Genomic DNA, 22,505 nt, shown 5'->3' on the forward strand with positions numbered 1-22,505 from the left:
TTATCAGGTTTAATCAGTCCTACTATTTTTATTAGAACGGATTTGCCGCTACCGGAACCACCTAAAATAACTAATGAACTGCCCTTTTTTACATCCAAATCTATTCCGTCTAACACCTTATGATTAGCAAATGATTTATATAATGACCGAATTTAATTTTAAATTCTTCTTTTTCACTCATATTTATACTTTAAAAAATAATTCGGTTATTAAATAATTACTGATTAAGATAACGATAGAAGAATTTACTACTGCCGAGGTAGTAGCTCTTCCAACTCCCTTAGCCCCTTTACCTGAATAATAGCCGCTATAGCACTTATTATAGAAATAATAAATCCAAAAACTCCCGTTTTAACAAGACCGGAAATTACGTCAATCGGCTCCAAATACTGAAAAGTACTGGTTAAATAAGCTGCACTATTAAAATCAAGTTTATATACCCCTACCAAATAACCGCCCATAACACCAATTATATCCCGATTAAAACAAGACAAGGCATTGTAATAATAGCTGCTATTACTCTTGGAAAAACTAAATATTTAATAGATCGGTAGATAAAGTATATAAAGCATCTACCTGCTCTGTTACTCTCATTGTTGCTATTTCGGCGGCGATTGATGCCCCGACTCTTCCCGCTACCATTAGTCCGGCTAAGACAGGTCCAAGCTCTCTAGTCAGCGACAATACTACTACCGTTGCAATGGAACTTTCAGCTGAGAAACGGGAAAAACCAGTATAGCTCTGTAATGCGAGTACCGCCCCTGAGAAGAAAGTTGTCATCGCAACAACCGAAAGCGAGTAAAATCCGATAAATAATAATTGTCTGATGATTAAACTCAAATATAAAGGCGGTCTTATGATACTGCTAACGGTAGCAAACTAAATAGAGAAAAACTGCCTACACTTTGTGCAAACTTTATAGTACGTTTACCGACCGAATTAGCTATATTTAATAACATTTGTGTATATTTTTTTGTTTTATAATTATTATCTAAATCGTCATTGCGAGCAGCCGTAGGCGTTGTTGCATGGATCGAAAAACCTACTCGATGTCATCCCCGCATAGGCGGGATCCAGAAAAATAACTTCAAATATTGATATAGAAGTTACATATTTGATAAAATAAACATATAAAAACAAGTTTTTTATATGTTTTATTGGATTCCGCCTACGCGGGAATGACATAAACGATCCATGCAACAAAGCCGCAACCGTAGGCTGCGTGTCAATCTCATGAAATAATACAAATTCCTGAGATTGCTTCGTCAATTACTTCGTAATTTCCGTAGCTCATGATGCTTACTTATAAATTCTCTTATATCTATTACCAAGACTAGTTAATACCTCATACCCGATAGTACCTATAATACTCGCTATTTTATCGGGCGTGCAATGATTTCCGATAATTTCCGCTTCCTGCCCTAGAAAAATATCGGACGGTGGTAGATCGGTAACATCGATATTTATCAAATCCATCGATATTCGCCCTACTATAGGAACGCTGTAACCGTTAATAAACACCTCGCCTTGATTACTAAAGTTACAGCTATATCCGTCGGCATAACCAAGCGGTAACGTTGCAATGACACTATCACGCTTAGTTGTAAAAGTCATATTATAACCGATATGGCTATCTAGTGTCAATTCTGTAAGTGGATTATAGGAGCTTTTAAGTTTATAGGATTTTTCATTACAGGGTTAAGACCGTATAAGGCTGCCCCCGGTCTTGCTAAATCAAAATGGTAATCCTGTCCTAAAAATATGCCGCCGGAATTAGCAAGGCTTGCTTTGACGTTTGGAAAATATCGTAAATAAGCTTTAAATCTGTTTAATTGTTCTAGATTATAAGAATTATCTATTTCCTCGGATATAGCTAGATGGCTTATAATATATTGTAAATCTAGCCCTTTTAATAAATCACGATTATTAATTAACTGCTCTATTTCATCATGAGTTAATCCAAGGCGATTAATCCCTGTGTTAAAATGTAAATAACAAGGCAATAATCGGTTTTTCAAATTACTAAATTTTTGCCAAATTTCTATTTGTTTTAAGTTATTTAGAACAGGTGTTAAATTATATTCTATCAGCTCTAAAGCATCATGTTCAAAAACGCCGTTAAGCACTAAAATATTAACATCTACTCCTAAAGCTTTGCGTAAATTCACTCCCTCTTCACTTGAGGCTACAAAAAAATGCCTACAATTTTCTTCTATTAAAACTTTAGAAATTTGTACTGCTCCAAGACCGTAACCGTTAGCTTTAACGGCAGCACCGACTAATGAGGTTTTGCAAATATCTTGTAATAAAAGGTAATTATTTTTTATTGCAGATAGATTTATTTCTAGAGTACATAAACTCATAATATATTTCTTAACTCTTTTACGATGATAGACAACACAGGTATTATATGAAATTTTGTAGATAAGTCACTTGTTTCTATAGTATCCGTGATAAAAATATTGTCATAGACCTCTTGCATAACGAAGCTAATAGAGAGGAATTTTGTACGTCAATCCGGTACTCGCATCCTCACGTACACTTTAGTGTGAGGATGCGAGTACCGGATTGACGTACAAAATTCCTCTCTATTAGCTTCGTTATGCAAGAGGTCTATTATCGAATTTTTAGAACCAGCAGAAGGCACTGCATGAGTTATAAAAGCACTAACCGATAAAGCCGAATGTTCTTTTAAAAATCTCGCTGCTTTTACTATTGTTTCACCGCTATCTATAAATATCATCCTGTTATTGATATCATCTCGCAATTATATATTTATATCTCTTTCTTTGTTTATATAAGCTGAATCTATATTTAGTAAATTACTAATTTTTTGAACTCGATTGATACTTCCTTTATCAGGTGCAACTATAACGAAATTGCTATAAGTTCTTAAAACGGGATATATAAATTTATAGGTTCAAGATTAGAAACAGGAATATTAAAAATTTCTCTATTTTATCGGAATGTAAATCAATAGTAATTATATGGTTTACTCCGAGCTTCTCTAAAAAATCTGCTATTAACTTAGCAGGAATTATATTTTGAGAATTTATATTATCTTGCCTTACATAACCGAAATAAGGCATTACTAAAATTATTCGATTTGCTCCCGCTTTTTTTGCCGCATCTACTAGCAAGAACAGCTTAATTAAACGATCATTAACGGGTTTTGATGTGGATTGTACTATGATTACATCTTCATTATGAAACGATTCTTGAATTTCTACAGGTAATTCTCGGCTCAATATATTTAACATTTAATGCTATAGCTAAACGAGATGCGAGTAACTTATTACTACTGCCTGCCAAAATTTCCTCGCAATGACGATTTAGGATGACAGTGAAATAAGCTTAAGAACGACTTTCTAATTTTTGTATTAGTGCCTCAAAACCTTGATTTTTTAAAGTATCAGTAAACTCGTCTTGTTGAGCTCCAATAAGACTTACACCTTCCGTAATTATATCAGAAACTTTAAAAACGTCTTTTCCGTTTCCTTTCATTTCACGTACAAGATATTCTACTTTAATAGGGTCTTGCTCTTTATTACTAATGATATTCATAGCAACCATAAAATCGGTCGAGCTTAAAGGACGAACTCCTACTATTTTAGGCTGTTCACCTTTATAATCTTTTATTAAATCAGTATAAGATTTAGTAACATATTTAGAGTAAACTTTGATGAATTCCTGAACCTGCCCACCTGATAAAGTTTTTATCCCATTTCTGCCTAATGTATATTTAGCCATCCAATCAAAATCTAGGTTCTGAGACACTAACTCACGTGCTTTAGCAATTTTTACTCGCTCAGATAGCTTACTATCGTTTAATATACTAGAAGCTTCATTTACTAAATTAGTAACGTAACTGTTCAAACCGGCAGGCACTTTTTCATTAGAATAAGCGGGAAACGTTATAACTAATAGAAATAAACCTGTAATAATTTTTTGCATATAATCCTCTTTAATTTAATTAATTCTTGGGTTTAGGACATTTAAAATTTTCAGGATATTGAACCGATGCTTCACGAGCACGATGTAATGCTGATCTAATAGCCACATAAGGATCGGTAGAATTCTTCATCACATAATCACTAAACGGTAACACAACATATCGATCGTTTATTTTACTAACTGCTAGTACTCCTAAGTTAAAATCATTATGAGTGTAGTACATTAATGGATTAAGAGCATAATTAGTAATTACCGAATCCGTCATGTCTCTTGCGTTAGTACTACCGATTATCGGCAATACTAAATAAGGACCTGGGGCAACCCCATAATGTGCGAGGGTACTACCGAAAGTTTGACGATCAGACGGCAAACCTACTTTACCTGCTACGTCAAATAAACCGCCTATGCCAAGGGTCGTGTTAATGAGAAACCGCCAAACGCTTTTCATAGTTTTATCGTAATTTAACTGAAGCCCATAATTTACCACCGTAAGCGGTGTATCGACATTACTGACGAAACTATTAACACGTGCTTTTACGTAATCATTCGTGATGTTCTTATAACCTATCGCTAAAGGACGCAATATTATATAATCTAACACAGAATTAAATGCAAACACTTTACGGTTAAATTTTTCGTATGGATCATAAACTTCCAAGCAACCGCTTTCGTTTCTTCCACCATTATAGTTATATATGTCATTATCAACATATTCAAGATCAGCTCTTATCAATAATGAACATAAAATAATGGATAATATAATTAATATTCTCATTGATTTATGCTGTTTTCTTACAAACAATAATACTATATTTATTGTTTTCCGCTAGTATTATTTCTTCCGAAGTTAATATAGTAAAATTATTTTTTTGCAAAATATTATTTATTTCATTCAAGTTAAAAATAAATTCTTTGCGTTTTACTGAAAATTGTGTCTTCGCCGCATTCGGTAAACAAAGGGCAAAATACCCTTGTTTACTAAGAGATGAGTATATTAAATTAAAATATTCTATTAAATTGTTAGTAAACGATAATCCACAAAAACTAAAAATAATATCAGATTTATTAGTGTTTTGTTTTAAAAATTCATCTATAGCAATATTATATATTTGATCGTAAATTTTAGTGTTCGGATAATATGTTTCTTGTAAATCATTCATTAAAGTAGAAATTTCTACACCGGTTAAAGTAAAACTTTCCAGAAAACGTTTTTGTATTTCATAACCTACAAGCCCTATATTACTTCCAAGTTCCAAAATAGAGTAATTATCCGGTAAATCAGATATCTGCTTAAGTGCTTCATTAACAAACCTATACGGAAGATGGATATTTTTATCGTTATTAAAAATAGTAGGATAATATTGTGCTGTTAAATCACGATATTTTCCCCAAATTTCTTGAGGTATTTCAGTAATATCCTTATAATTTTTCAAAAAATTTATAAATATAGCTTTATATTTTTCATTAGATTTTTCTAAATATTCTATAGCTTGTCTGTAATTATTTTTTAAAAAATAAACCCATCCGAGTTGATAATATACTTTAGAATCATTAGGATTAAAAAATTTATCGACTAGTTTAAACCTAAGCAATGCATCATTTAAATTACCTCTATATAAATGATCAAGTCCAAGCTGATAATTAGTTTCGGCTAAATGAGAGAATTTATATTTACAATCACTTATATAATTCTTAAATTCTAAAATTTTATTCTTAATAAAATTCGGTATATTTATTATAGTTAAGCAATAATGTTTGATTTTGTCTTTTATTTTACCGAGCATAGTTTAATTACTAAATTAATATTACTTAACTATAATAAAGCATATCTTGATAAATTTTTAAATAAAATAATTTTATTGCGATTAAAATTGCTGTATTATCGCTTTTATAAATAAAGCTTGTTGTGCGGATCAAAAGGGTAAACGTCATTGCGAGGAAATTGCATAGCAATTGACGAAGCAATCTCAGAATATTTGATGAGATTGCCACGCAGCCTACGGCTGCTCGCAATGACGACTCTAGTATCTATGCAACAACACCTAATGCATTAATACGGACTCAAATTATGTCAATTATTTCTACGAGGCTAAGTTCTATAAAGCCATCGCCGACCCTTGCAGTCGTAAAAAAAACTCTTGAACTTAAAAAAGCGGGAGTTGATATTATCGCACTCGGTGCCGGTGAGCCTGATTTTGATACGCCTGACAATATTAAGGAAGCGGCGATTAAAGCGATTAAAGATGGCTTTACTAAATATACTAACGTTGAGGGTATGCCTCTTTTAAAGCAAGCAATAAAAGACAAATTCAAACGTGAAAATAATATAGATTACGAACTTGATGAAATAATAGTAAGCACCGGCGGTAAGCAAGTTATATATAATTTGTTTATGGCATCTTTAGACAAAGGGGATGAGGTAATTATTCCGGCACCCTATTGGGTTTCGTACCCTGATATGGTTGCACTTAGCACAGGAACACCTGTTTTTGTAAATTGCGGAATTGAAAATAACTTTAAATTAAGTGCAGAAGCTTTAGAATGTTCAATTACAGATAAAACTAAGTGGCTTATTATTAACTCTCCTAGTAACCCGACAGGTGCAAGCTATAATTTTGAAGAACTAGAAAATATTGCTAAAGTTTTAAGAAAATATCCCCATGTAAACGTAATGTCCGATGATATTTACGAGCATATTACTTTTGATGATTTTAAATTTTATACATTAGCCCAAATAGCACCTGATTTAAAAGAGAGAATATTTACCGTAAACGGAGTATCTAAAGCTTATTCTATGACGGGTTGGCGTATAGGCTACGGTACAGGCTCTAAAGCTTTGATTAAAGCAATGACTATTATTCAGTCGCAAAGTACTTCAAACTCTTGTTCAATAAGTCAAATGGCTGCTATTGAAGCATTAAACGGTCCTCAAGATTATATAAAGCCTAATGCTTTAAATTTTCAAAAAAAGCGTGATCTTGCTTTATCAATTTTGAAAAGAATAGAATATTTTGAGTGCTATAAGCCGGAAGGGGCATTTTACTTATTTGTTAAATGCGATAAAATATTTGGGCATAAAACTAAATCAGGAAAAATTATTGCAAATAGTAATGATTTTGCCGAATATTTACTTGAAGAAGCAAAAGTTGCCGTAGTACCCGGTATTGCTTTCGGCTTAGAGGGATATTTTAGAATCTCTTATGCTACTTCTATGAAAGAGCTAGAAGAGGCTTGTATTAGAATTGAGAGGGCTTGTAGTTCTATAGGTTGATTATGTTGTATGGCTTCAGTTTTCCCATTGTCAACCGTGGACAAGCCACGATATGACAAATTAAGGTAATCAATGCGGAAAGTTTTTAAAAAATTTTTAAAAAATAATAAATACGTACTTAGTATAATTACTATTTTACTATATTGGTATTTGCGTTTTGTTTACTTTACTTCAAGGCAGAAATTTATATTTTACGATAACGGCAATAAGGAAAAATTCCTAAACGAACAAGGTGTAATCTTTGCATTTTGGCATAATATGCTCGCCTTAAGTCCGGCTATGTTTATAGGACATAGAAATATCTATGCTTTAATATCCCCGCATTTAGACGGAAAAATTTTAAACGATTTAGTAGGAAAATTCGGTTGCAGAGTTATAGTAGGTTCTACTAATAAAAATCCAATTGGAGCTTTACGTAATATTATAGGTAAGCTATCTCAAGGTGCAAATATAATAGTCACGCCGGATGGTCCTAAAGGACCGGTATATAAAGTAAATAGCGGCATTACTGAAATTGCCTATAGATATAACAAAAAACTTATTCCGATAGTAAGTAGTACCTCTAAATGTTTTAGACTAAAAAGTTGGGATAAATTAATAATACCCCTACCGTTTGGTACTATTAAAATCATAGTTGGCTCACCTTTAGAACTCACAAATGATAAAATACAAAACCATATAAGCCTTGAAAAACAATTAGCAAGCTTAACCCAGAGAGCTTAAAGAAATGATGCTATTATATTATGCTTTAAGCTTTATATTATTACCTATTTATTTCATTATAATTCTTATCCGCTTATTAATAGGTAAAGAAGATATAAGACGCATCCAAGAACGTTTTGCTATCGGGAAAAGCAGACAAGACTATTCATTAGACTTCTTGCATAACGAAGCTAATAAAGAGGAATTTAAAGGAGACACGGAACGCAGAACCGCAGCGTACACAAGCGTACGTGAGGATTCGAGTACCGGATCGACGTATAAATTACCTTTAGAAGCAAGTTATGCAAGAAGTCTAATATGGATTCATGCAGCAAGCGTCGGCGAATCTATGGCAGCTTTAACATTAATATATAATATAAGTAAACGCTATCCTGACGTTCGTTTTTTAGTAACTTCTTGGACTAACAGCTCCGCTAAAATATTAACTGCCAAATTACCTAAAATAGCAGTTCACCAATTTTTACCGATAGATAATATTATTTTTACTCGAAAATTTTTAAGAAATTGGCAACCTAATTTAGGTATTTTTATAGAATCGGAATTATGGCCGTGTACTATTAATGAGGGAGCGAGGCAGTGTAAATTACTGCTAGTAAATGCTCGTATTTCCGATAAATCGTTTAAAGCTTGGCTAAAAAGAAAAAGCTTTTTTCAGCTTATTCTCAAAAATTTCAGTAAAATTATCGCACAAAGCGAGCGTGACTTACAAAAATTCAATGAACTTGGAGTATCGAATGCAGTTAATTTAGGCAATATTAAATTTGCTAATGAAAAACTTCCGGTCAATCAAGAAGAGTTATCAAAATTAAGCTTACATTTAGAAAATAGGCGAGTCGTGGTATTTGCTAGCACTCACCCCGAAGATGAAGAAGTGATTTTGCCTATAATCAAAAACCTAAAAGAGCAGTTTTTAGATTGCTATGTTATCTTAATTCCAAGACATCCTGAGCGAGTTAAATCAATTATCGATAATTGTAAGTCACATAATTTATCCGCTACCACTAAATCACAAAATGATTTACCTGTTTTAAGCGATGACCTTTATATAGTTGATAGATTCGGTGAAATGGGGTTGTTTTTTTCCGTAGCTACAATTTCTCTTATCGGCGGTTCTTTTAAACAAGGCGGGCATAATATTTTAGAAGCGGCATATTTCTCTAATTGTATTATATTCGGTCCCGATATGAGTAAAAACACCGATATCGCTAAAGGCGTACTGCAAAATGAAGCAGCTATCCAAATCAAAAACGGTGAAGATTTACTAACCAAACTAACATATCTACTTAGGTCTAATAATTCTCTAGAACTTAAAGCCTATCGTGAAAATGCTTTAAAATTTGTTGAGGACAACCAAAAAATCCTAGATGAATATTTAAAAGTAATTACAAAGTTTCTTTGATAGCTGAATTCGGTTAATAAAAATAGAACTTCTAAAATAATATTTGACTTCTAATTGCAATATGATTAAATAAGGCTTATTTAATCATGGAGGAGGTATTATGTTTACGCAAGATCCGGAGACCATACGCAGAATTGCAAATAAACAGGCAACAGATGACCTTGAGGCAAGAAAAAGAGCTAAAAAATACGGAAAGTCATCTGATAGCGGAGATGGAGAATTTTTAGGAGCCGTAATAATAATTACCGGTTATGTATAGCTAGACCATAGTAAATAGGTACAGTTAAATAAACTTTAGTACGTGTTCTACAGCCATACTGATATCTTTGAATTGCCCCGTAACTTTTCTTATTTCGTTCTTAATCTTAAACCAATAATGTTCTATAGGATTTAAGTCTGGGCTATATGTAGGTAAGAATAAAATTCTGCACCCAACCGACTCGATTAATTCTCTTATTATATTATTCTTATGGAAGTTGATATTATCCATAATTACTGTTTGTCCAGGATGTAATTCTTTAGTTAATATAGTCTCTACATAGGTTGTAAATATTTCTTTATTACAATTTCCTTCAAATATTACTGGCGCTATAATTTGATTATTACGAAGCCCCGCTATCATACTGATCCTGGATTTATGTTGATACACTTTGTTTCCATAACATCTAGTACCTTTTATACTCCATCCATATTCTCTACAAGCATTATCTTCTATTCCTGACTCATCAATGAATACTAGAGTTTCTTTAGAAATTTGCTGTATCTTTTCTATAAATTCATTCCTTAAACCAATATCCCTTCTGGGATGAAGATGACTTTTTTTTATAAGTGTACCCTAGTAGTTTTCTATAGTAATTTATTCTAGTTCTTTGTAATCTATTACCTAGTATAATACTTAATTCTTTAGCTGTTTTATCATGATTATTGATAATTAATTCTTCAAATTCTTTGAGATTTATTTTTGCATTATAACCCTTTGCTGGACCATAAGGTTTTGCTTTTATATCTCCTGTTTCCCATTTAAGAGTTTTCCATCTATATATAGTGTTACGACCTATATTGAATATTTTACATGCTTTAACAATTGAGAGCCCATCATCTAGAGCTTTGAATAGTTTCATTCTTAAATCGTAACTGTAACTGCTTGCCATAATTTATTTATTATCATTTATAACATATATATTAGCATAGTATGTACCTATTTACTATGGTCTAGCTATATGCTATAAAGCAGTGGAAAAGTTACAACTACTGGAAGTAAAATTTTGGTAAATGCTTATAAGATAAATACAGGGAAAATAGAAGTTTTAGGTACCGATCCCGAAAGTAAAACAACCTATATAGCAAGAAATCCTTCTCCTCGCAGTACTACTAGTACTACCAAATCTTTAGATTCTACTGAGCAAGTTTCTCCTAGATCTAAAAGAGAAAAGGTTAAAATATTAGAAAAACAAATTTTAGAAGATGTAAAAACCGGTGCTAAAATTCTTTCGACTGCTTATAAATTAACTACGGGTAAAGTAGAAGTACTAGGACCGTCTAGCGAGTCATACGCATCAAGTTAAGCCATAATTGTTAATAATTTTAGTGTATTTAAGGAAGATAATCTGGTTTTACGATATTTATCTTTCAAAGAAAATCTCCCCCAATCTATAATTAATTTCTTAAGGAACTGCTTTAAATCATTAAGACGTCCAGTAATAGACAGGAATAATTCTCTTGACCTTTTCTGTAGTTCAATAAATGCTTTGGTTAAACTAATTTCTCTATCATTTGCTAATTCTACACAATTCGATAATCCATGAAAAATAAGCACACTACATAATTTACCATATAATTCACACAAAACTCTTGCAGGTTTACTTCTCCCTTTAAGATTTTCAATTTTTGCATGACTTTTATATAATTTAAATAATAATTCAATTTGCCATCTTGCTCGATAAATTATCATTATATGCTCAGCATTAACCATATCCTCTGATATATTAGTGATAAATATTGACCAATCTAGTAATCTCTGGTTTCTTGAAGAAGATTTATATTTATGAGACTTAGCTAATAAATTAGCCTTCCTTCTTCTACCAATAGCCTGTTCATCAGTCAATTTATGACATATAATCCGTAGCTTAACTTTTGCTTGTTTACCTAAAAGTACATCTTTTGATAAAAAGAATTTATTATCTAATAGGTTTAATAAATCAATTTTTTCCTCAGTGATAGGGTCATATATATTAGTATCTGCTTTATAACGACTAATAAAATATGCACCAAGTTCGATAATTTGAATAAATGAAGCTGGGACAAAATAACCTAAATCAGATATTAATAAGTCCTTAGTAGATATGTTTGATAAATGTTCTCTATATCCTTGATCAGCCCTTATACCTTATCCGCCATATTGGCAGGTAGAATAATATGGCTACTATCCAATAATTTAACGCTATTAAATTGCTGCAAAATGTTGCATGCTGCAAAATGTTGCAATCAAGCGGCATAGTATTTCTAAATAATTTCAAGCATTGTTCATACATTGACTGCATAAATTTTACTGCTACCTCAGTAAACCTAAAGTCTAAGCCTTGGGCAGAAATATCTATAGTTTCTTCACTTAAAAAGTTACGCATTCCATCAAGACTACAATTACTATCGCTCATATTACCAAACACTATAGCTTTTAGAAAAGCTGAACCAGTTATTTTTCGTTGTCTCTTAATAAATCCTGTTGTAATGGATAAATTATTGGCTGTCTCTCCAAAAAACTCTTGGCATAGTTTTGCTAAGTTTACTATTTTCCCCATAGGATAAATTCTCACAATTTAGTTGTTAATCTTGCAAAAATTTATACCATATATTAGCTTCTTTTTAATTCATAATTTACTACCGTAATACCAGTATAACCTACTTGCTTTTCTTAACTTGATGCGTATGGTCTAGCGAGTTCACTAGAGACGGCAAAGAAAAATTTATATTTTCTGAACCTACTGAACGTAAGATTGTTACAAAAGAATTTAAACTTGAAGATGGTTATACATGCGGTATCGCGTGGGAAGAGATCATTAACACTTCTTTGACGTTAAGATTAAACAATAATCTTGTATTTAAGTTTAAAGAATTTAGAAGCGTTGTTCTACCTGACACTACACAAGATACAGGAAAAACTTTTGATATTTCGCTAGTTTTAAAAGATTCAGAGGGGAGAAATGTGGATCTTTCTCATTTAAAGATAAGTTATGATATAAAATGGTTATCGTTACCAAATACTCCTATAATTTTTGAGAACCAATGGTACCCAGCCTTAACTGTTTATAAAGGTAAATTATATTCCTTACCGGTAAGTAGCGGAATTTAAATAAACTAGTACAACAAAATAAAGGTAGTGTAAATATAGATCACCTCGATCGCGAATTTACTATAGAACTTTTAGGAGAGTAAAGAAGAACTGAGTTGGTGTTATTCAAAAAGTACTTGATATCATCCCCACAAAAGTAGAGCTTTGTTGCATGAATCCAAAATCGTCATTGCGAGCGACTATAAGCGTTGTTGCATGGTTCGAAAAACCTACTCGATGTCATTCCCGCGGAAGCAGGAATCCAGAAAAATAATTTCTTAATGTTGACAAAATAAACCTATAAAAACAAGTTTTTATAGGTTTTGCTGGATTCCCGCATCCGCGGGAATGACATAAAACGAGCTATGCAACAACACCGCGATTATAAGGAACGTGGCAATCCAAAAAATGTAATAAATTAGCATTTTTAACTAAATTGCTTTGTCAATTACTTCGTAATTTTCCCCGCAATGACGAAAAAAACAAGACCGTTAACCCTGCGTAATAGCAGCTACTTCATCGGCAAAGTTTTTTCTTCGTGTTCTATACCTTCACCAAGTTCGTATCTAATAAATTTGGCGATTTTAATTTCTGCACCGAGTTCTTTTTCAGCATTTTTAATTACTTCCGCAACGGTAAGTTTAGGCTCAAATAAGAAATTTTGTTGAAGCAATACAACTTCAGAGAAGAATTTACGTATTCTACCTTCTACCATTTTTTCTATAATATTATCAGGCTTTCCTTCTTCTTTAGATTTCTCAAAAAATACTTTTCTCTCACGCTCTACGAGTGCTTGATCCAAGCTTGAATCATCTATACTTTGCGGGTTATTTCCTGCTACATGAACAGCAATTTGTTTAGCTAAAGCTTCTAGTTTTGCTTTATCTTTTGCGTTAGACGCAAGACCTACTAATACGGAAATTTTTCCTAGATTCGGTACAACTTCATTATGCACGTACGAACCGATTGCTCCTTCGGATATCTCTAATATATCCATACGACGTAATGTTAAATTTTCACCGATTGTAGCGATATTTTCTATAATCTCTTCTTCAACTGATTTACCGCTTTGCATTTTAGATGTTTTTAGCGTATCTATAGTTTTTGCAATTACTGCAAGATTTGCAATATCCTTAACTAGATCCTGAAACTGCTCATTTCTAGCAACAAAATCCGTTTCGGAATTTACTTCAACTATCACTCCGGTAAGCCCATCAACTTTTGCAACCGTTAAACCTTCAGAAGCAATGCGTCCGGCTTTCTTTGCAGCAGCAGCCAAACCTTTCTTACGCAGAAAATCAATAGCTTCTTCAAAATTACCGCTGGTTTCTATTAATGTTTTTTTGCAGTCCATCATACCTGCACCGGTTTTTTCTCTTAATTCTTTAACCGCTGCAGCACTTATATTTATTTCACTCATCCTTACTTTCTCCTTAATTATTATATTTGGCTTGGGTTGTGGTGTAGACACTTAATCGTCATTGCGAGGGAATTATGAAATAATTGACGAAGCAATCTCAGGAGTTTGTTATTATTTCATGAGATTGCCGCACAGCCTTACGACTGCTTGCAATGACGACTCTGGTATCCACGCAACAACATTTATGCATTATCAGAATTTTTATTTTCATCGGCATCATTTAATGCTTGCTCAAATTCTGTATTTGTCTCTCCATCAATATTTTTCGTTTTAGAGAATTTTTTAGCTTGTTTTAATTTAGAAACATTTTTAGAAGTTAAAGCCTTATCTGTATGCTCCTGCATAGCCCCCATATCAACTCCTGAAGCTTTCATTGATTCTTCAAGTCCTTGTAATGCCGCATCTGCAAATAAACTACAATAAAGTCTTATTGACCTTATAGAATCATCATTACCCGGAATCGGATAATCCACATTATCAGGATTAGAATTAGTATCGACTACTGCAACTATAGGAACATTAAGCTTTACCGCTTCATTAATTGCGATATGCTCTTTATTAGTGTCAATAACTACTAGAAGATCAGGTTTAGAATTAAGATTTCTAATACCGGCAAGAGATAGAAGTAACTTATCTTTCTTACGGCTCATATCGAGTATCTCTTTCTTAGTATAACCCATAAGTGCTTCTTCGCTTTCTAAGGTTTTTTCTAACTTATTTAGTTTTTCTATTGAACCCGCAATAGTTTTCCAGTTAGTTAGCATACCGCCAAGCCATCTATGATTTACGTAATACTGCCCGCATTTCTCGGCATATTCCGCTATAATATCACTTGCCTGTATTTTAGTACTTACAAATAATATTTTACCGTCTTTTTTTACGGTTTCATATATTGCATTCAAAGCAACACTCATTAAAGCGACACTTTGTCTTAAATCGATTATATGAACATCATCACGTTCACCATATATATAAGATGCCATTTTAGGATTCCAGCGTGAGGTCTTGTGACCGAAATGCACGCCCGCATCTAATAATTCTTTAATGTTAACAGATGGTATTTTTGACATTTTAAATTCTCTTAATTGTTAGTTTATACCTCCGTAAGACTGTCATGCCGTGTACAAGCCATGGTATGACATACATGAACTAACATATATCTTACGTGTGAATTTTTTGCTTACAAAGTGTCATACCGTAGCGGTGTTGTTGCGTGGACTGGGAAACCCATTCGGTGTCATCCCGTGGCTTGGACCACGGGATCCAAAAAACAACTGAAAATACTAACAATATTAGTATTTTTAACTGGATCCCGCGATCAAGTCGCGGGATGACAACGGAAAAACGATCCACGTAGCAACGCCTTCTCGCAATGACGACTTACAAGCCTACAAATTATATACGCATATTGCGTAATTTACAAGCTTTTATTCTTTTCGCCAAATAGTAGTACCATCAGGTTTATCTTCTAGAATTATCTGTTGTTCTAATAGACGGCTTCGAATTTGATCGGCTAATAACCAATTTTTTTGTTTTTTTGCTTCTAAACGTTTATTTATAAGTTCATTTATATAGAGTTCATCCACACCGCTATTAAACCACTCGTGTGAAGTCTTATTCATTAAACCAATAAAATTAGCACAAGTAATAAGAGCAGAGGCATTAAGCTGCCTTTCTTCTTCAGTTGTAGAAGTAAATACCCCTTTAGCGTAGTCATTAATTATTTTTACGGCAAGCGGCGTACTCATATCATCAAGTAAGCTTTGCATGAAATTATGAGGTAAATCTATTTTCTGCACATTAATATTTTCTATAGCTCTATACCAATAATCTAAAGTTTTCTTAGCATCTTCTATAGCTTTATCATTATAATCAAGGGGACGTCTATAATGACTACTTAATAAAAATAATCTTACTACTTCTCCTTGAATTTGTTTATCCATTAAATCCCTTACGGTAATAAAATTACCAAGAGATTTACTCATTTTCTCACCATTAACCGTTAAAAAACCGTTATGTATCCAGTATTTAGCATAGGTAGAACTTGGAAAAGCACATCTACTTTGAGCAATCTCATTGGTATGATGCGGAAAGATTAAATCTGCTCCGCCTCCGTGAATATCAAAATTCTCACCTAAATATTTGTAGCTCATGGCTGAACATTCAATATGCCATCCCGGGCGACCAAGTCCCCAAGGGCTTTCAAAATTCATATTTGCCGATTCATTTTGCTTTGCCGGTTTCCATAATACAAAATCCTGTGGATTTTTTTTGGTTTTACTATTTTCTACACGTACTCCCTCAAACATTTCTTCTAAATTTCGGTTAGATAATTCCGTATAATTTGGAGCTGATAAAACATCAAAATAAACATGATTATCAGCAATATATGCGTGATCTTTTGTTATTAAGCGTTCTATTATTTCGATCATTACATCAATATGCTCTGTAGCTTTCGGCTCAATACTCGGTAGCATGCAACCTAAATATGCCATATTTGTATGAAACTCTTGCGTAACTTTATCAGTCAACTCATTAATAGTAATGCCAAGTAGTTCAGCTCTATCAATAATTTTATCGTCAACATCGGTAATATTGCGTACATATTTTACTGCTCTACTGCCGAATATTTTTATAACTATACGATAAAGTAAATCATATACTACTACCGACCTACTATTACCTATATGAGGATTATCATAAACAGTCGGTCCACATACATACATTTTTACGTTAGCCTGATCTTGAGGATTAAAAACCTCTTTAGTACGGCTAAGAGTGTTATATAAGTGAAATTGAATTTGCATATTTTATTTACCAAAAACTGAAATACATTCCTTTCAAAAATAGTATTACATACTCCTTTTGAAAAAAGTTTAAAATTCGGAGTATACATTAGCATGTGATATATTAAACACATTTTGGCTAAATTCTTATTAATTAATAAAAATTAATGATTAATAGTTTACATAAATTAATAAATATTGTATAATTCGCCTCGTTTATATATTAAAAAAAATAATAACTAATCGAGGTTTGAATGAATTTACAAAATTCCCACTCAAAAAAATATGTTTTAACTTTTTTCATGTCAACGTGTTTGTTGACTAGTAGCTTTTTAAGTACAAATGCTAGAGCGGCAAGCTTCAAAGATTTAGTTAGTAAAACACCGGCATGGGAAAAGTACAATTCAAAACAGCAACAAAATATTTGGAAAGATTTTACTCCAAATGAAAAAATCAAAAAATGGCAAGAAGCAGATTTAGTTCCTAGTTTTACTCAAGCACAAGGTGATCTAGGAATAAAGTATAAGGAAACAGATTTATCAAGCTTTTTAGATAATACTAGATATAAAGCAAGACAAGCAAGAGCTGAAATTTTATTATACGTCGAAAGAGTAAAACAACAGGATTTTGATACAAAAAAACAAGAATATATTAATCAAGGTGTAGTTCCTACAGATATAGAAGCAGCAACAAATCTTGGAATAAGTTATGACCCTAGCAAAATAGACAATAATGTAGAAAAAGATCAAAAGGTACGTCGTGCAGAAAAAGACAAAAAAGCGGTAATCGATCTATATATCAGCTCAATAAACAGAAATATTAAATACAAACATTATGTTGATAATAATATTATCCCTGAAATGAAAGAAGTAAGGACTGCTCTTAACATGAATAAAGATGATGCAGAATCTTTTGTTATGTCAATAAGAACTGAAATTATGGAAAACGCAAAGGGACAATATATAGCGGATAGCCATATTCCTACAGAAAAAGAGTTAAAAAATAGGTTTGGTATATCTCGTGCTGATAATAGAGACGGCTATATTAAGTCAATAAGACTTAAAGTTATGGACAAAGAAAAGCCACAATATATAGCTGACAATAGTATTCCTACAGAAAAAGAGCTAGAGCAGAAATTCGGTGCTGATAAAGGTGAGGCAAAAAACTATATCGCATCAATAGCAACTCAGATGATGCTTAATAAAAAAGCATATTATATAGATAATAATATTATCCCTACAGTTGAAGAATTAAAGGAAGAATTTAAGATAGGGACAATAAAAGCAAATTCTTATATACAGCAAATAACAACCGGAATAAATGCAAACCAGATTCTAAACAACAATGATACTACTAAACCGTCTGCCGGACACTCTCAAAAAAAGAGCGGGACCAAAAGTGATAATTGGTATATATCAAATCAAGGTACAAATAATACAGAAACACCTTCGTGGGTTCCTCCTACGGATAGAAAAGAGAAACAACCATATTTTTTTGATCCTATAAGTACTTTTAAAACTCACTTTAATAATTAAAGAAAAGGATAAATTAACGCAGTCTCAACACAATATAAATAGAATAATACAACAAGAAGAAAATATTGAAGAATTTACAAATCTTATTAAAACAGAGCCTATAGCAGCATTAAGTCTTGAAGTAAATAGTAGTTATAAAAAACAAGCAGTAACTACTATTTTAAGTAATTTTAATGATGATACTATTCAAAGGGTATTATTTAGCAACGATAAGGGACAATTAGATTTCAATACCAATATTGACGTTAAAAATAGACCTATTCTAAAAGAATTATCAGAAAATAGTTCTTCTGAAGAAAAAACTAAATTTGCTGAAAGAATTAAAGACTATGCGACACGAAATATATCTAATAGTGAATTTGAAGAAAAGGCACGATTAGATCTTATCAAACTAGCAGCAAGTAAAGATAAGAGTGCAGTAGAAAACTTTTTAGCTCTGCAATTAGAGTTAAAAAACAAAATACAACCATATATTGTAAAAAGCGTCTATATTTTAACGCCGGAAATAGTAAAAGAAATAAATATAGAACTAATAAATAAAGGGCTAATAACAACTAATTTAGCTGAAGCCTATATGATTAAACTAGCCAAAGAAGTAAATAAACAAACATTAAATTCAGTAATTAAAGTAATATTATCCGATAGTAACGTACTAAGCAATGAAACCAATAAAATTTTAGGGTTAGCAGTAGGTAATAACGCAAATAATTTAGAACAAACACAAAGCGGCATTCCGAATCCGCCGCCTCTACCGCTAAATGGGAGTATGCCATCCCCACCACCACCTCCCTTAAATTCTCAAGGCTTTAGTAGCAACTCTAACAATTTTGATTTAAATAAGTTACAAGCAGAATATCCTCAAATACATTCATTATATACTCAGTTTACTCGTAATACTACTGTTCAACCAAAAGTGTTACTTCCAACTTCCAGTGCAACCAGCACAGAAAGAAGCAAGCCAGAGACAGCTTATGCAAAACTATATGCAGAATATAGAGCTGAGACAGGAGGTAAAAAAGCTGATGATTTACAGGATCAGCTTATAAAAAGACAACCTGATCTTACAAATGTTATACGTCAAATATTAACAGAATCATACGCCAACCAAGGAGCTGACGAGAAAACTCTTGTAAATTTATTTAGCATTTCAACCCCTAAAATTGAAGAAAAAGCTAAAGAAGCTTTTAACAAACTTATTCAAGACCCGTATATACAAGATATAACCGTAAATGGTAAGAAAGCAATAACAAGCGAAGAGATAATTAAAAATCTTTTCAATGAAGACACTGATGATGCAGTAAAACGTATTTTATTATCGTCATGTAAAATATCTGAAGAATTAAAGAGACCTATTAAACTTGAATTAAATAAATCAAAATTGATTAGAGAGTTAAAGAGCAAACAAACTCCGTTTGAACAATTAAAATTTGCCTATACTAATGCAAAAAACTTCGATCAAGATATATTTGGCAATAGAGTCGAAGAGTTAATTAACAACCCTAATATATTAACTATAGTACAACAAGCTACTTTTTTAATAACAGAAGATACAAACTTAAGAAAAACAATTAATGCTGATCAAGCACAGGCTAAACTTGATGATTTAAGAACAGCTATTTTAAGCACAATAAAATTTGAAGAATTAATTACAGCAAATTTATCTCAAAATGAGTTTATTGCTATAGTAAAGGAAAAAGAACCCGAATTATTAAAAGAGTTTTTAAAAGCTACTACTATCAAACTAGAAGGTAATAATAATTTAGATCAATTAAGATTAGCTTTGCCTTCATTTACAGGCATGAGCAATGAACAAGTAAGAATTCTTACTAATAAATTAAATATGCCTACAATATTAAGAGCTCTTAAAGAGCACTCGCAAAAAAAAGTTAAAAAACACATCCATACCGGGAACATGCCGCCACCGCCACCGCCTGATTCAAAAGATTCGGAATTATCTTATCTAACAAGTTTAGGGATTACTAAAGATTTGATAAGTAGAATTACTAAATTAAATGCAAATACATCTACTTTTAAAACAACTACAAAAACTTATGACTTTAGCTCCGATATAGCTGTAAGATATAAAAAATTTGCTTTATCAGGAAAAGAATCAGCAGGACATAAAGCAAAATACTCTGATGCCGATTTGTTTAAAAAAGCTATAGCGGAATCAGTAGCATTTGAGCATTCAAAAAATTTATCTAAAGTTCATCAAAATAATAAGTATTTTGCAAAAATTCAAGAAGCAGTCGACACTATGCACTCTAGCTTTATAGGTCCTAGAACTGAAATAGGGCAAGAAGTACATAATATTTATACTTCTAAACTTTTGGAATTAACAAAAGATAAAGAATTTATTAATTATGTTAAAGATGATATTACACTTAAAAAAAAATTAACGGAGGCGTTTACTTCCGCTGACTCTGATTTTATAGGAACTGAAATAAGGCAAGAAGTACATAATATTTATACACAGCAATTGACAAAATATCCAGAAGAAGATGTAAAAGAGGCATTTAATACTGCTAACTCTGATTTTATAGGTCCTAGAACTGAAATAGGGCAAGAAATACATAATATTTATAAATCCAAACTTTTAGAGTTAGCAAAAGATAAAGAATTGTTTCTATTTGTTGAACAATTACTAGCAGAGTCTGCTGAACTAGAACAAAAATATGGTAGTGATGTTCAATCAGAAAATAATAACCAGGAAAAGAAACTAGGACGTTTAGATCCGAAACAATTACAATTATTCCAACAAGAAAACAAAGCTGCAAATGATGAATCCTCAACAAAGGATGATACACAACCTGAAGATAGCAATAAAAAGTCAGAGAAATCTGATTCAAAAACTGCTTTATCACCGAGGTTATTGAGTTCCAACGATAGCAAAAATGATAAATCATCAGATGACAAAAAATCACTTCTAACATTAAGATCTAGTGATGAAGACGATAAAGGATATGAAACTGATGAAGAAGAATTAGAAGAAAGCAATAGCACCACTGACGAAGAATTAAAAAAAGATATAGCTTTAGAAAGTGAAGATGAAGCTATCGATGTGTCATTCAAAACTGAAGCAATTGCAGAACAAGATGAGACAACACAGAGACAAAAGGTATCTGATGACACCAGTAGGAAAGTAGCAATATTAGTTAAGGCGACTTCAACTCTTCACAAACCTGTTCATTATAATATTTTAAGTGATAGATTAAAGATTGTTACAATAGGGGCCGGTGATGAAGAAGCTAGTATAAACAGAGGAGTATGGATTAGCGGCTTATACGGCATCAACAAACAAGGAACTTGGAAGAATATTCCAAAATATCAAAGTCGTACAACCGGCGTAACTATCGGGGCCGATGCTGAATTCATCAATAGTCATGATGTTATAGGAATAGCTTATAGCCGTTTGGAATCCCAAATTAAATATAATAAAAAACTAGGAAAAACAGCAGTTAACGGTCATCTTTTAAGCATTTACGGTCTAAAAGAACTAATTAAAGGTTTCTCGTTGCAGGCTATAACATCTTACGGTCATAATTATATTAAGAATAAATCTAAAAGTATTAATAATATAATTGGAAAATATCAAAACAATAATTTAAGTTTTCAAACTTTATTAAATTATAAATATCGTACAAAATACGATTTACATTTTATTCCTAATATCGGTTTTAAATATGATTATTCAAGAGCTAGCAACTATAAAGAATATAATGTAGATATAGAAAATCTGATGATTCGAAAGAAATCAAATCAATCATTTGAAAGTAGCCTTGGCGGTAAAATAGTGTTTAAGCCTATAACGACCACAAGTAATATAGTATTAACACCAAGTTTGTACGGTAATATTGAGCGTCACTTCAATAATAAAAATACAAAAGTTAATGCAAAAGCGACTTTTAAAGGACAAACATTACAAGAAACAATTATTATACCAAAACAACCTAAGCTTGGATATAATATCGGTAGTAATATACTTATGAGCAGAAAGAATATAAATGTTCTACTTGAGTATAATTATTATACTCATAGAAAATATCAAAGCCATCAAGGACTTGTTAAACTAAAAGTCAATTTGTAAAA

15 protein-coding genes and 7 pseudogenes are annotated in these 22,505 nt (G+C 32.1%); 8 read left to right on the plus strand and 14 right to left on the minus strand.

What is annotated here, in order from left to right:
* The 8 genes and pseudogenes from REIP_RS08655 to REIP_RS00035 all read right to left on the minus strand — a co-directional run.
* Positions 1-181: pseudogene (locus REIP_RS08655) on the minus strand (ATP-binding cassette domain-containing protein); the annotation flags it as partial.
* A gap of 2 nt (positions 182-183) precedes the next feature.
* Positions 184-959, minus strand: a pseudogene (locus tag REIP_RS13040) (MlaE family ABC transporter permease).
* A 340-nt stretch (positions 960-1,299) separates the two neighbouring features.
* A pseudogene (locus REIP_RS00010) lies at positions 1,300-2,363 on the minus strand (alanine racemase).
* A gap of 149 nt (positions 2,364-2,512) precedes the next feature.
* Positions 2,513-2,743, minus strand: coding sequence for a hypothetical protein (locus tag REIP_RS11950; RefSeq protein WP_231569129.1), 231 nt, complete (start codon positions 2,741-2,743; stop codon positions 2,513-2,515).
* Positions 2,744-2,912: 169 nt separating this feature from the next.
* Positions 2,913-3,260 (minus strand): ribose-phosphate pyrophosphokinase-like domain-containing protein, encoded by a 348-nt coding sequence (locus REIP_RS11955; RefSeq protein WP_231569130.1) that lies wholly within the window; start codon positions 3,258-3,260, stop codon positions 2,913-2,915.
* A gap of 94 nt (positions 3,261-3,354) precedes the next feature.
* Complete coding sequence (locus tag REIP_RS00025) at positions 3,355-3,954, minus strand: ABC transporter substrate-binding protein (protein WP_045803507.1); 600 nt, start codon at positions 3,952-3,954, stop codon at positions 3,355-3,357.
* A 19-nt stretch (positions 3,955-3,973) separates the two neighbouring features.
* Positions 3,974-4,729, minus strand: a complete 756-nt coding sequence (locus REIP_RS00030) for a VacJ family lipoprotein (RefSeq protein ID WP_045803508.1) — start codon at positions 4,727-4,729, stop codon at positions 3,974-3,976.
* A 4-nt stretch (positions 4,730-4,733) separates the two neighbouring features.
* Positions 4,734-5,738: a methyltransferase domain-containing protein gene (locus tag REIP_RS00035; RefSeq protein ID WP_045803509.1), complete on the minus strand. Its 1,005-nt coding sequence runs from the start codon at positions 5,736-5,738 to the stop codon at positions 4,734-4,736.
* 284 nt (positions 5,739-6,022) lie between these two features.
* Between REIP_RS00035 and REIP_RS00040 the strand changes: the two genes are divergently transcribed.
* From REIP_RS00040 to REIP_RS10455, 4 genes are all read left to right on the plus strand, one after another.
* Complete coding sequence (locus tag REIP_RS00040; RefSeq protein WP_045803510.1) at positions 6,023-7,225, plus strand: pyridoxal phosphate-dependent aminotransferase; 1,203 nt, start codon at positions 6,023-6,025, stop codon at positions 7,223-7,225.
* A 72-nt stretch (positions 7,226-7,297) separates the two neighbouring features.
* Complete coding sequence (locus REIP_RS00045; RefSeq protein ID WP_045803511.1) at positions 7,298-7,948, plus strand: lysophospholipid acyltransferase family protein; 651 nt, start codon at positions 7,298-7,300, stop codon at positions 7,946-7,948.
* A gap of 4 nt (positions 7,949-7,952) precedes the next feature.
* A complete protein-coding gene (waaA, locus tag REIP_RS00050; protein WP_045803512.1) occupies positions 7,953-9,347 on the plus strand; it encodes a lipid IV(A) 3-deoxy-D-manno-octulosonic acid transferase in 1,395 nt (464 codons plus the stop codon).
* 100 nt (positions 9,348-9,447) lie between these two features.
* The gene (locus REIP_RS10455) at positions 9,448-9,606 is read left to right on the plus strand and encodes a hypothetical protein (protein ID WP_156147373.1); all 159 of its coding nucleotides are present in this window, start codon (positions 9,448-9,450) and stop codon (positions 9,604-9,606) included.
* A 24-nt stretch (positions 9,607-9,630) separates the two neighbouring features.
* On the opposite strand, the gene REIP_RS08670 is transcribed toward REIP_RS10455, so the two are convergent.
* Positions 9,631-10,498 (minus strand): IS630 family transposase gene (locus REIP_RS08670; protein ID WP_156147374.1). Its coding sequence is split into 2 segments (ribosomal slippage): positions 9,631-10,170 and positions 10,172-10,498, totalling 867 coding nucleotides; the frame shifts between segments, so codons are not numbered across the junction.
* 114 nt (positions 10,499-10,612) lie between these two features.
* Here REIP_RS08670 and REIP_RS11960 point away from each other — a divergent pair.
* The gene (locus REIP_RS11960) at positions 10,613-10,912 is read left to right on the plus strand and encodes a hypothetical protein (protein WP_052691061.1); all 300 of its coding nucleotides are present in this window, start codon (positions 10,613-10,615) and stop codon (positions 10,910-10,912) included.
* Here REIP_RS11960 and REIP_RS00070 read toward each other — a convergent pair.
* Positions 10,909-12,145, minus strand: a pseudogene (locus tag REIP_RS00070) (IS4 family transposase). The gene REIP_RS11960 and the pseudogene REIP_RS00070 sit on opposite strands and share 4 nt — an antisense overlap.
* 269 nt (positions 12,146-12,414) lie before the next feature.
* Between REIP_RS00070 and REIP_RS00075 the strand changes: the two are divergent.
* Positions 12,415-12,696: a hypothetical protein gene (locus REIP_RS00075; RefSeq protein ID WP_231569131.1), complete on the plus strand. Its 282-nt coding sequence runs from the start codon at positions 12,415-12,417 to the stop codon at positions 12,694-12,696.
* A gap of 367 nt (positions 12,697-13,063) precedes the next feature.
* Positions 13,064-13,156 (plus strand): annotated as a pseudogene (locus REIP_RS13525) (lytic transglycosylase domain-containing protein); the annotation flags it as partial.
* A gap of 10 nt (positions 13,157-13,166) precedes the next feature.
* On the opposite strand, the pseudogene tsf reads toward REIP_RS13525, so the two are convergent.
* The 4 genes and pseudogenes from tsf to cysS all read right to left on the minus strand — a co-directional run bounded on the left by tsf (position 13,167) and on the right by cysS (position 16,902).
* Positions 13,167-14,095: pseudogene (tsf, locus tag REIP_RS00080) on the minus strand (translation elongation factor Ts).
* Positions 14,096-14,277: 182 nt separating this feature from the next.
* Positions 14,278-15,165, minus strand: a complete 888-nt coding sequence (gene rpsB, locus REIP_RS00085; RefSeq protein WP_045803516.1) for a 30S ribosomal protein S2 — start codon at positions 15,163-15,165, stop codon at positions 14,278-14,280.
* A gap of 91 nt (positions 15,166-15,256) precedes the next feature.
* Positions 15,257-15,448: a hypothetical protein gene (locus REIP_RS10465; protein WP_156147375.1), complete on the minus strand. Its 192-nt coding sequence runs from the start codon at positions 15,446-15,448 to the stop codon at positions 15,257-15,259.
* A gap of 74 nt (positions 15,449-15,522) precedes the next feature.
* Positions 15,523-16,902: a cysteine--tRNA ligase gene (cysS, locus tag REIP_RS00090; protein ID WP_045803517.1), complete on the minus strand. Its 1,380-nt coding sequence runs from the start codon at positions 16,900-16,902 to the stop codon at positions 15,523-15,525.
* A 233-nt stretch (positions 16,903-17,135) separates the two neighbouring features.
* On the opposite strand from cysS, the pseudogene REIP_RS00095 reads away from it, so the two are divergent.
* Positions 17,136-22,503 (plus strand): annotated as a pseudogene (locus REIP_RS00095) (autotransporter outer membrane beta-barrel domain-containing protein).
* The last annotated feature ends 2 nt before the right edge of the window (positions 22,504-22,505 follow it).

Source organism: Rickettsia endosymbiont of Ixodes pacificus, from assembly GCF_000965155.1.
In the GTDB taxonomy this organism is placed as follows: domain Bacteria; phylum Pseudomonadota; class Alphaproteobacteria; order Rickettsiales; family Rickettsiaceae; genus Rickettsia; species Rickettsia tamurae.